At 45.5% G+C, this 12,927-nt stretch carries 3 protein-coding genes; 2 read left to right on the forward strand and 1 reads right to left on the reverse strand.

The window, feature by feature from the left end; all coding sequences use genetic code 11:
• The first annotated feature begins 87 nt into the window (after positions 1–87).
• Positions 88–9,396 carry an Ig-like domain-containing protein gene (locus R7Q09_RS06600; protein ID WP_318070628.1) on the forward strand — a complete coding sequence of 3,103 codons (9,309 nt, stop codon included), beginning with the start codon at positions 88–90 and terminating at the stop codon, positions 9,394–9,396.
• 589 nt (positions 9,397–9,985) lie between these two features.
• On the opposite strand, the gene R7Q09_RS06605 is transcribed toward R7Q09_RS06600, so the two are convergent.
• Positions 9,986–11,389, reverse strand: a complete 1,404-nt coding sequence (locus R7Q09_RS06605; protein ID WP_262657057.1) for a PLP-dependent aminotransferase family protein — start codon at positions 11,387–11,389, stop codon at positions 9,986–9,988.
• 357 nt (positions 11,390–11,746) lie between these two features.
• On the opposite strand from R7Q09_RS06605, the gene ampC reads away from it, so the two are divergent.
• Positions 11,747–12,898: a class C beta-lactamase gene (gene ampC, locus R7Q09_RS06610; protein WP_137282746.1), complete on the forward strand. Its 1,152-nt coding sequence runs from the start codon at positions 11,747–11,749 to the stop codon at positions 12,896–12,898.
• Positions 12,899–12,927 lie beyond the last annotated feature (29 nt).

Raw genomic sequence — 12,927 nt, forward strand, 5'->3', positions numbered from 1 at the left:
AATCCTTTCCTATAAAAAAATTAAATATTTAAGTTGATTATGATAACCCGGCCATGTTGATAAGGCCGTCATCTTCAGGAGAGGAAAATGAGATTACATCGTCAGGTTGCGATCGCAATTACAACAGCATGGGTGTTCTCAGCGTTTTTTTCCGGTGGAGCCTGGGCTGCACAGCAAACGATTAACTACTCTAATGGTTCAGGTTCCAATTTTAGTGAGGTGGAGACCGGCGTCACAGGGGGTATGCCCTCAGTCACTCTTACCAATGCAGGTACTGTATCTATGGTATTAGATGCGGGCACTAGCTCGGATGGCACTCCGTTTACTGGCCTAAATGACCTCGGATTTGTAGCTGGTGTTCTTTACTCAAATACCATGATTAATGAGTTCAACAATCGTGGCTTCCGCTTTTTTGAGAAATCAAGTACTAACTTCAGTTTCGACGAAATTACCTATATGCAGGGGTCGGCCCGAGACTCAGATAAAACGTATCAACTTGTGTTAACTGGCTTCTCTAATGATATTCAAACAGTGACCGAAACTGTCACCTTGCCAAAAGGTGGTGAAGCAAACTCAGGGTTACAGGACTTGTTTACCCTGACCCGTGGTACAGATTTTAATGATTCGGCATGGCAGGACGTTGATACAGTGACTATGGCGTTTACCCGAAGTCCGGGTGCTGACTCTCGTTATCTTATCAGAAGTATCAAGATTGATGACGCTGCGGTTTCAGACTCTACCGCGCCTACTTTTGTCAGTGCGAGCTCAACTCCCACTGATGATGCAACCAATGTTTCTGTTAGCAACAACATCGAGATTGCCTTCGATGAAAATATTGAGCTGAAGAGCGGCAATATTACCATTCGTAATGTTACCGACAGTCGCGACTTTGAAGTATTTAATGTTGCCACCGAAAGCGATGGCACAACAACATCACCAGGCGCTGGTCGCATCAGTGTTACCAACAATAAAGTTTACTTAAACCCAACCAGTGATCTGGCAGGGAACCGGACCTACGCCATTCATATTGAATCCAGTGCCGTGGCTGACAGCGCAAATAATAGCTTCGCTGGGATCAGCGATGATGCCACATTTAACTTTACGACAGTCGATACCACGCCAAATGCGCCATCTACACCCGATTTAGATGCTAGTTCGGATACCGGGCCATTAAATACTGATAATATTACCAGTGACACTACACCAACGTTTAGTGGGACTTCTGAGAGTGGATCGATCGTTACTTTATACAGTGATCAAGTCGGTGGAGGTGCAACGGTTATTGGCACAGGCACTGCTACTGGAGGAAACTGGCAGATAACAACCAATGAGTTGGCGTCTGGTATTACACATGCAATAAGTGCTAAAGCGTCTGATAGCGATGATAATGTTAGCTCGGCATCCAACGCGTTAAGTGTCACCATTGATACAATAGCACCATCCGTAGTGAGCATTACCACGCCGATTGAGGCTGACAGTATCGTCAACGCTGCAGAAGACAACGATATGTTGATCGCTGGCTCCGGCGCGGAAGCAGGCAACAGCGTGACCGTGACTATCACAGACAATAACAGCTCTGTCAGTCGTACGGTGACGGCCGACAACTCAGGCAACTGGACGCTGAGCGGCAGCGAGCTGGATGTCAGTGGCCTGAACAATGGCACCCTGACGGTGTCTGCAACCCAAGCAGATATAGCAGGTAATATCTCCACCGCAGCTAGCCAGAGTGTTACCCTAGACAATGCAGCCCCATCAGCAGTGACCATCACCACGCCGATTGAAACCGATGGTATTGTCAATGCGGCAGAAGACAACGACGTACTGATTGCTGGCTCCGGCGCGGAAGTAGGCAACAGCGTGACCGTGACTATCACGGACAATAACAGTTCTGTCAGTCGTACGGTGACGGCTGATAACTCAGGCAACTGGACGTTGAGCGGCAGTGAGCTTGATGTAAGTGCGTTTAACAACGGCACCCTGACTGTGTCTGCAACCCAAGCAGATATAGCAGGTAATACTTCTACCGCAGCCACCCAGAGTATTACTCTGGACAATGCAGACCCATCTGCTGTAATCATCAATACGCCGATTGAAACTGATGGGGTCGTCAATGCGGCAGAAGACAACGACGTACTGATCGCTGGCTTCAGTGCGGAAGCAGGCAATAGCGTGACCGTGACTATCACGGACAATAACAGCTCTGTCAGCCGTACGGTGACGGCCGACAATTCAGGCAGCTGGACGTTGAGCGGCAGTGAGCTTGATGTCAGTGGCCTGAACAACGGCACACTCATAGTTGCTGTGACGCAATCGGATACGGCGGGTAATACCTCCAGAGTGACCACCCAGAGCATTACCTTAGATAACGCCGCACCATCAGCTGTGACCATCACTACACCGATTGAAACCGATGGTATTGTTAATGCAGTGGAAGATAACGATGTGTTGATTGCTGGCTCCGGCGCGGAAGCAGGCAACAGCGTGACCGTGACCATCACGGACAATAACAACTCAGTCAGTCGTACGGTGACGGCCGACAATACCGGGGCTTGGACGACTATTGGCAGTGAGTTTGATGTAAGTGCGTTTAACAACGGCACCCTGACGGTCGCGGCGAGCCAGAGCGATGCGGCGGGCAACACCTCCAGTATAGATAGCACAACAATTACGTTAGATAACGTGAGGCCAACTGTTTCTTTGAGCAGCTCAGACCTTGATTTGATCTCTGGCGAAACGGCGAGTATCACGTTCACCTTAAGTGAGTCCTCAAGTGACTTTACTGAGTCAGATGTCACCGTCACTGGCGGCAGTTTGTCTAACTTTGCGGGCAGCGGTGACAATTACACGGCCACCTTTACGCCGGATAGAGACAGTACAAGTACAGCGACGATTAACGTGGCGGCAGATTTCTTTACCGATGCTGCCGGGAATAGCAACACTGCTGCGCCTCAACTGTCTATAACCGTTGATAGTTTAGTGCCGAGTGTGACTATCTCCAGTGATAAATTGGCGCTGAAAGCGGACGAAACGGCGACCATTACCTTTACCTTAAGTGAAGCGTCGAGCGATTTTACCGAGGCGGATATCACGGTTAGTGGCGGTACTTTGTCTGGTTTTGCTGGCAGTGGTAGCAGCTACACTGCGACCTTTACACCAACGGAAGAGAGTGCGACGAGCGGTACTATTGAAGTTGCCACAGGCACATTTACCGATGCCTCTGGTAACACCAATAGTGCAGCTACACCACTTTCCATCAGCGTCGATACTGTGCTTCCAACCGTTAGTATCACTAGCTCCAGCGCTGCGTTGAAAGCGGGTGAAACGGCAACACTCACGTTTACCTTGAGTGAAGCCGCAACTGATTTTTCCGAAGCCGATGTGACCGTGGCTGGAGGAACTCTTTCTAACTTTGCGGGCAGTAGCGCCAGTTACACGGCTACCTTTACACCTGCAGAAGAAAGCACTGAGGATGCAACTATTGATGTTGCAGCCGAGAAATTTAGCGACGCAGCTGGCAACCTCAATACAGCAGCGACTCAGTTGTTGATCTCAGTGGATACGGGGATCCCGACTGGACATAGCATCAGCATTGATCAGGAGAGCATTAACAAAACCAACGAACAGGCGATGAGCTTTACCTTCGCAGCAGCTGAAGTGAACGCGATGTTCACTTATAGCGTGACCGACGGTACCACGACCATTGACGGCGCTAGTCAAACAATTTCTTCGGAGACCATGCAAGTAACGGGCATTGACGTCACTATTTTGCAAGAGGGGACGTTGACAGTAAGCGTGGTGGTAACCGATGCCGCTGGCAACGCATCTGATGCAGTGACGGATACTGTGACCAAACGCTACGATGTCGCGCCAACGGTAGTTGATGATAGCTTCTCGACTGAGGAAGATACGGCGAAACAATTTAATCTGTTAGCCAACGATTCCGATGTTAATGATGACATGGTCGCTTCTTCTACAACGATTAAAACGCAACCAATTAAAGGTCAGGTGTCGATCAGCAACGGCGTTGTTACCTATACGCCAAATAATAATGAGACAGGCACAGATAGCTTTACCTATACCGTGAAAGATGCCCTGCTGCAGGAGTCGCAAGAGGCGACAGTGACCGTCACTATCATGGCTATAAATGATGCGCCAGTCGCTAAAGCGCTGACCATCAACACCGACGAAGATACCGCAAGCGCAGCAGTCAGCGCGCGTAGTCAAGCGGAGGATGTTGAAGATGGCATCCCAACGGGTGATTTATCGTTAGTTAGTTTGCCTCAAAAAGGGCAAGTAGCCATTGATCAAACTGTAGGCACTTTTGTATATACGCCGAATCCGAATGAAAATGGTAGCGATAGCTTTACTTACACGATCGCAGACAGTGAAGGCGGCGTTTCTCTTGCGGCCACGGTCAGCGTCAATATCGGTTCCGTCAATGACTCACCAGTAGCGGAGGAAGACAGTTTTACTTTTGATGAAGATATCACATCGACACTCGATATTTTAAGTAACGACAGTGATATTGAAGATGGGTCATTCACCCCGAGTAGTATTACCCTGCAAGATCTTGGTCAAGGAGAGGGGGTATACAGTTTTGCCACGGTCAGTGTCAATGTCGATGGGACCTTAAAGATTGTGCCAACAGCGAACGTTAATGGTCAACATAGCTTTACCTACATGCTAACCGATAGTGGTCAAGCAGTCTCAGTGCCTGCAACCGTCACGCTCAATATTACGCCAGTGAATGATGCCCCCGTTGCTGTTGATAACAGTGCACAACTACTAGAGGGAGGCTCCTTCGAGGTCAATGTATTAGGCAATGATAGTGATGCCGATGTTGGAGACAGTTTTGAACTCACTAGTGTCACAGTCGTCGATACGCCAGCACATGGCAGTGTGAACGTGACGGCGTCAGGAGCGATTGTTTACAACCCCAATGAGAACTACTTCGGTGAAGATAGCTTCACCTATACGGTGGCAGACTTAGCAGGTGCTGTATCTAACGCCGCAACAGTGACCATGACAGTAACACCAGTCAACGACGCACCAATGGCGCAAGCACAGTCACAAACGCTTGATGAAGACAATAGTTTGGTTATCACGCTGGTTGGTTCAGATATTGATAACGATGATGACACTCTGCAGTATCTTATCACTGAGCAAGTCAGTCATGGCGTGCTAGAGCAGTTGACCAATAATAGTTGGCGCTATACACCAGAAGCGGACTTCAATGGCTCCGACTTCTTCTTGTTCAAGGTCAACGACGGTGATCTCGACTCGACAGAGGTTCGTGTCGATTTGACGGTTAATGCAGTCAACGATACACCAACCGCGACCGATATCAGTGCTACGGGAGAGGAAGAAATACCGCTGACCATTACTTTAAATGGTAACGATGCAGAAGGCTCATCTTTGAGCTATCAAATTGTAAAATCGCCAGTCAACGGTAATGTTACCGTCACAGGCAATCACGCGGTTTATACGGGTAGCAGTAACTTCTTTGGTCAGGACAGTTTCACTTACAGCGTAAGTGACGGAGAACTTACCTCTGGAGTGGCGTTAGTGACCATCACGGTGAATAACGTTAATGACTCGCCAGTGATTACGGGTACCCCATCGGCGCAAGTTGATGAAGATAGTGTGTATCAGTTTGTGCCCGCGGCATTGGACAATGACCCAGCGGATACTCTGACCTACTTGATAGCTAACAAGCCACCTTGGGCTACATTTGACAAGACAACAGGAGCGCTTTCTGGCACGCCAAGTAACCGTTATGTGGGGACTTATCCAGGTATCGTGATTAGCGTATCCGATGGCACTATTTCTTCCTCATTGTCAGCTTTTTCGATTACTGTGAATAACGTTAACGATGCACCCGTTATCTCTGGTTCACCAGCAACACAAGTGAATGAAGACAGCACCTATCTGTTCACGCCACAAGTGTCAGATGTTGACAGCCAAGCCTTCACCTTCAGTATCGTGAACAAGCCATCTTGGGCTAGCTTTGATGCATCAACAGGCACGCTTAGTGGTACACCAGATAATGGTGATGTTGGCAAATATCAGGGCATTGTTATCTCGGTTTCTGATGGTCTCACGACCACAATGCTCAATAGATTCAGTATTGTGGTTAACAATGTCAATGACGCGCCAGTGATCAGTGGCACTCCTGCTCTTACCGTCAACGAAGGCAGTACGTACCGCTTTGCGCTGCAGGCATCGGATGTTGATAGTAGTAGCTTGAGCTTTTCAATCCGCAATAAACCATCATGGGCAACCTTTGATAGAGCAACTGGGTTGCTAAGTGGTACGCCGGAAAATGAGCATGTTGGCAGCACCAATAATATTGTTATTAGTGTCTCAGACGGTGAGCTAAGCACATCTTTAGCAGCGTTTAGCATCACGGTAATCAACGTTAATGATGAGCCAGTGGCGGTTAATGATACCTATGTCTTTACCGAGAGTAACGATGGTAGCTACTTATTGGATGTACTCAGCAACGACAGCGATGTTGATCTAGATACATTACAACTGGAATGGGTTAAACCTACATCTGGAACGGCAACGATTGTGGGCAGTCAAATCCAATTGGTAACGACCTCAATTGGTACAGTGGCAGTGCAATACAGTGTGAAAGATGGTAACGGTGGAAAGGCCACCGCGAAAGCAATCGTGACAATTAAAAGTGCGAAATTGGACGCACCAACAATAGCCGCACCTTCAGATATCGAAGTGAACGCAACTTCGCTCTTTACTAAAGTTGCATTAGGCTCTGCTGTGGCACGAGATAGTACAGGCAAGCTATTACCTGTTTCATTGGTCGACAGCACGACCTTTTTCCGACCTGGAACTAATACGGTCTATTGGCGCACTCAAGACTCTGATGGAAACGTCGCTGAAGCTAGTCAAACGGTAACAGTGTATCCACTGATAAGTATCTCCAAAGATGCGCAAACCACGGAAGGCACCAATCATAGCGTATCGATACACCTTAACGGTCCTTCGCCGAGCTACCCAGTAATCATACCTTATACGGTTTCAGGAAGCACGGACAGTGATGACCACACGCTCACCTCTGGTGAAGTGGTGATACCTAGTGGTACCGAAGGCAAACTTTCGTTCGAACTACTTAATGATGGACAAAATGAGGGCGTTGAAACCTTAGTGATTGATCTGGACAGCACCCTTAATCTAGGTAGTAAGCGTCGTTACACCTTGACAATCTTTGAAGAGAATGTGGCTCCGAAGGTCACGGTAAGTGTATCTCAGGCGGGGGAGCAGCGGAGCCAAATTGAAAATGGTGTTGAACCGGTCGCAATCACGAGCAGTGTTAGTGATGCCAATATGTCCGATATACACAGTTTCAGATGGAGTAGTGATAGCGATGTACTTAACCAAGCGATTGCGGGGCAGATGTACAGCGAAACATTGACTTTCTCTCCGCAATTACTGAGTTCAGCGATTTACAATTTGCAATTGACAGTTACTGACAATGGCACTCCACCATTATCAGTGACACGGAATGTCTATTTAGAAGTGGTACAAACATTGGCGGAGCTCGGGAGTGAAGACAGTGATGGCGACTTAATCCCGGATGATCAAGAAGGTCATAATGATAGTGATGGTGATGGTATCCCTGATTATCTTGATGCAATTTCTGACTGTAACGTAATTCAACAGGTTGTGTCAGAAAAAGATCGCTTCCTCATTGAGGGGCAGCCAGGTGTCTGTTTACGCAAAGGAATAACCATTCTGACTAACGCAACAGGAGGAGCTTTATTGCTGGATGAGGAGCTTCCTAAAGATATCAACATGAAGAGCATAGGGGGAATCTTTGATTTTGTAGTAACTAATTTGCCGCTGCCCGGCCAAAGCTATCAATTAGTTTTGCCTCAGCGTTTACCTGTTCCAGCAAATGCAGTGTACCGAAAGTATAACGCTGAACAGGGGTGGATAGACTTTATTGAGGATGCTCAAAACACGGTTTCTTCTAGTGCTGGCGAGGCTGGTTATTGTCCGCCACCAGGGCACAGTTCATGGTCACAGGGTCTGACTGAAGGTGACTGGTGTGTACAACTTACCATTGAAGACGGTGGCCCGAACGATGATGACGGATTGGCTAATGGCAGTGTCGTTGACCCTGGCGTCGTTGCCGCTCGTGTAAGCAATAATACACTCCCTCAAGCGATTGACGACAATGCGTTTGTTAGTCTCAATGGTACGGTGACGATCGATGTATTGAGCAATGATACCGATGCTGATGGTGATGGGCTGAAGGTAAGTCGCGCTTCTGTAGATATTGGTAGTGTTAGTGTGGTTGATAACAAACTAAGTTATGTCACTCAACCACAGTACTACGGGGAGGCTTTGATCACTTATAGCGTAACGGATGGTAATGGTGGAACGGGATCGGCGAAGGTGACGGTAAATGTGGTAAACAGTCAGAATCCGAATGCGGTGGACGATAATATTACCACCGATGATCGTACCCCTGTCACGGTTTATGTCCTTGCTAACGATACCGATCCGGATAACGACACATTGAAGTTGGTTTCAGTCCAAGCGCAGTATGGGCAGGCGGTCATGAATGCAGATCAGAGCGTGACCTATACCCCTACCTCAGGGTTTGAAGGCAATGATGTGTTGACATATATCATTCAGGATAGCCAAGGCCTGCAAGACGCGGGGAAAGTTATAGTGACCGTTAAGTTGGTAAGAGATGTAAAGGTTGAAAATACTTCAGCAGGATCATTGGGTGGCATAGTGTTGATGCTTTTGATTTTGTTAGGAGCCATGCAACGTTATGGAAGAAACAGTGCTTTAGCACTAATTGCTGTGTTTAGTTTTAGTAGTCAAGCGGGTTGGTATGTTGATGTTCAAATGGGGTCAAGCCATGCAGATGAGCGTGATGCTGTTAAAGGTGATAACGTAATCTCTACTGACAACACCGGGCTCTATCGCTCTGTCGGGTTTGGATATACTTTTTCTGAGCAATGGTCTGGAACTATTCGTTATATTGATATGGGTGAAGGTAGTGCTACATTGCGTAGTGCTACTACTTCACCAGAAGACTATCACGCCAATGTCGCATCGATAGCACCACTCCTTGTTAAGGGCATGGGCTTCGACATCGGTTATAAGTTCTGGCAATACAATTCATGGTCCGCAAAACTGAGTTTGGGGGGCTTGTTCTGGGAAACCGATATTGAAAGTACGTATCAAGGCAGCAAGATAACGACGGAAGTGGATGGTTTTGATGGATATATTGGTGCAGAAGTTGGCTACAACCTCTCAGATAATTGGGAGATCGGTGTCCAAGGCGCTCGTTATTTTTTACATGAAAATGATGTTGATATAATTGCGCTACAACTTCGTTATTTTTTGAGCCGTTAGCAGCGTATTAACTTATGGTTTGGTATTTTTCGATAATTTATATCCCAATTGCTCATGAAGCGGTATGGTAAATCACTGGAGATTAATGTCGTGATTGTGCTCTTTATTATGTAGGTCAATAGTCTATAACAAATCCTTAATTACCTTGAAGTCTTTTCTTCTTTAACATCTAGCGAAAGATAGTGTTTTGATAGAGTGTTAAACAGAACTTACGGTTCGATATTAGAAAAATAAGGTTCATTGAATGCTCGATGTGAACTTAACTTAAAAGAAGATGATTTACGCAATAGGGTTGTTGGTAGTGCTGCAAATGTCAGCGTGATACGTCGCTTTACTTTGAACCTAGTACGTTTACAGTCGAAGAAATATAGTGTTGGGGCTGAAGCCAAACCAAGCGTGTCAGAGCGACACAATTCGTAGTGAACTCTTATTTGGTTGAAAAGCGTTCCAAGCTCGCAGTTGCCCCTGACTCTGCTGGTGATAACAAGACGATAAATTGATACCTAAACGATAATTTGATATTGCCTCTTCATAAGTCTATGGTTTTTTAAGTTTATGACATTTTTGAACGGGTAATTTTATATCTGCTTTACTCCAATATTGATTGAATAATATCAAATGCTTTTTCTATTTTTTGGGTAGGAATAATGCCAAATCCAAATAAGAGGGCATTAGAATGGTTGTTGATAGAAAAATGCGATGATGGGTAAACCGCTACATTTGATGAAGCAAGTTTATTCATCATTTGTGTCGCGCATCCCGATACTTCAGCTGCTATATGCAATCCACCTTGGCTTGGAATACGTTGTAAGCAATCTATGTTGTCAATTAATTGAGTGAGTTTATGATACCTTTCGCTATAGATTTTATTTATATTGAGTAAATGGTGAGAGAAATGACCGTCACGCATGAATTCGTCAAGTAGGATTTGAGACACTACAGATGTACTTCTTCCCAAGTGCCACAACATATTTGAAATTGGCTCCATTAAAGACTTTGGTGGAATCATATAGCCAATGCGTATGCCGGGAAATAGTATTTTAGAGAAACTGCCTATCATAACGACGCAGTCATTTTTGTCTTGTGACTTGAGAGCTTGCTTACTGGTATTGAGGTAGTGATATTCCGCATCATAATCATCTTCGATAATGATTGCGTTATTAACTTCTGCCCATCTCAGCAGTTCTAACTTCCTTTCAACTGAGTAGCTAAAGCCTAAAGGGAACTGATGACTAGGCGTTGTATAAATAATTTTGGTATTAGAAGGGATTGATTCAACGACAACACCTTGGTCGTCCATCGGCACGGAGCCTATTTGCGCGCCAAGTAATCGAGCTTGATTTCGAAAAACAGGATATCCTGGATCTTCCGTCGACACGAGATCCCCCGGAGAGAGTAATGTAAGGAGAGTCGTCATTATTGCCTGCTGGCACCCTTGAGTAATGATGATGTCTTCAGGGTCACAGATTACGCCTCTCGAGTGTCTCACATACTCGCAGATAGACTCTCGTAAACAAGCTAACCCTTGCAAATCACCACCATGTGCAAACTCTGGAGTTAATGCATTGAGCCTACTCAGTCTTGAGTGTCGCCAAATATGCTTTGCTATTCTCTGATGATCAGGAACGCCTAAAGTGAAGTCATAGTCTAGATTCTTTGGTGCGATGATCTCTGGCTTCTTCGCTGCGTTAGTGCCAAACACCCCTAGTTGGTAGTGTTTTATTGGTCTCTTATCTTGATCCATCGTTTGTTCTAGAGCATTACTTACGTACGTGCCAGACCCTGCCTTTTTTACTATCCACCCCTCGAACTGAAGTCGCTCATACACCGAAATGACAGTGTTTCTTGCTATGCCTAACTTTTTCGACAGCATGCGGGTTGACGGTAATCTCTCATTTGATCGTAATCTGCCTTCTAATATCCCTTGGTATATCTCGGAATAAAGCTGTTGGCTGGTGACTTTTCCAGTTTCGAAGTGTAGTGAAAATGGCATAGTTTTCTCTGTAGACGTTGAAAAGTGGTTCTAAAGCGTTGTGAGGATGTGGATCTGTATATACCAAGTATATCTACCTAGTATACCGTTATCGTGATATGGAGAAAGCGTAATGAGTACACTATTTCCCCATTTTGGAAACGGATGTTACTTACATTCGTACCTAATCGGCCTACTTATCAACGGTGATCAGGTTTAGACCTGTTTATATCGCACTAAAATTTGAAGACACAGTGTTATTCATCGAGGGTTAACGATAGGAGTTCTTCAAGTCGGGATTACTTTTATATAAAAAGTTAAAAGCCTTGGAATAAACTAGAAATTAATTATAAGTGAAAATTAAAAGTTGAGGGTTTAATGAAGTTAAACAATGCCTTGGTAGCCATTTTATCGCTCACTTCTTTCGTCACGTTTGCGAAAACGGAGTTAACGGTTAGCAGTCAATTAAAGAGCGTAGTTGATGAATGCGCTAAAGGATTAATAAACGAATACGACATTCCGGGGCTGGCTGTTGCAGTAACGATTGATGGTAAACGTTATTTTTATAATTACGGTTTGGCTGACGTAAGTAAGGGGAGTTTAGTCACCAACGACACAATTTTTGAACTCGGCTCTATCAGTAAAACTTTTGCCGCTACTTTGACTGGGTATGCCCAAGAAAAAGGTAAGCTAGACATGGATGACAAGGTCAAAGATTATATTCCAGAATTAGAGAATAGTGCTCTGGGTAATACCAAGCTAGTTCATGTCGCCACCTACACTGCGGGTGGTCTACCACTGCAATTTCCTAGCGAAGTAACGAACGACGCTGAAATGATGCAGTACTACAAAACGTGGCAACCGGAGTACGAAGCCGGTACTAAGAGGAAGTACTCAAACCCTAGTATTGGTCTATTTGGCTACATCGGTGCCTTGAGTATGAAGTCAGACTATACGGAAATGATGGAAACCGTCATCCTGCCTGAGCTCGGTATGACCAATACGTTTGTCGATGTACCAAAGGATAAGCTTAACAACTATGCTTTTGGTTATAGTTCTGAGGGAAACCCAGTTAGAGTTAATCCAGGTATTCTTGATGCACAAGCCTATGGTATTAAATCAACAAGCTCAGATATGCTTCAATATATCGAAGCAAATATGGGGCAAGTGCAACTGAATAATGATATAGAGAATGCGCTAGAGCTAACTCACATTAAGTATTTTAATACCGATACATTTACGCAAGCAGTGGGGTGGGAAGGTTATGATTACCCCGTTTCACTTTCACAATTATTGAAGGGTAACTCCAGCGACGTAATTCTCAACGCTAAACCGGTGCAAGCAAGTGAACCCGGTACTCTCGGTCGTGATGTTTGGTATAACAAAACGGGCTCAACAGGTGGGTTTGGGGCATATGTCGCGTATGTACCTTCTAAAAAAATAGGCATAGTGATTCTAGCGAATAAAAACTACCCTAATGCAGAAAGAGTAGAGGCTGCTCACCATATTATTAGCTCAGTGGTGAAGTAAATTTTAATAGTAATAGGAACTATGTAATT

It is taken from the genome of Vibrio sp. 2130-1 (assembly GCF_033339515.1).

Coding starts and splice junctions, on each gene's coding strand:
- R7Q09_RS06605 (WP_262657057.1), bottom strand. CDS start 11,389: ATGCCATTTTCACTACACTTCGAAACTGGAAAAGTCACCAGCCAACAG.
- ampC (WP_137282746.1), top strand. CDS start 11,747: ATGAAGTTAAACAATGCCTTGGTAGCCATTTTATCGCTCACTTCTTTC.
- R7Q09_RS06600 (WP_318070628.1), top strand. CDS start 88: ATGAGATTACATCGTCAGGTTGCGATCGCAATTACAACAGCATGGGTG.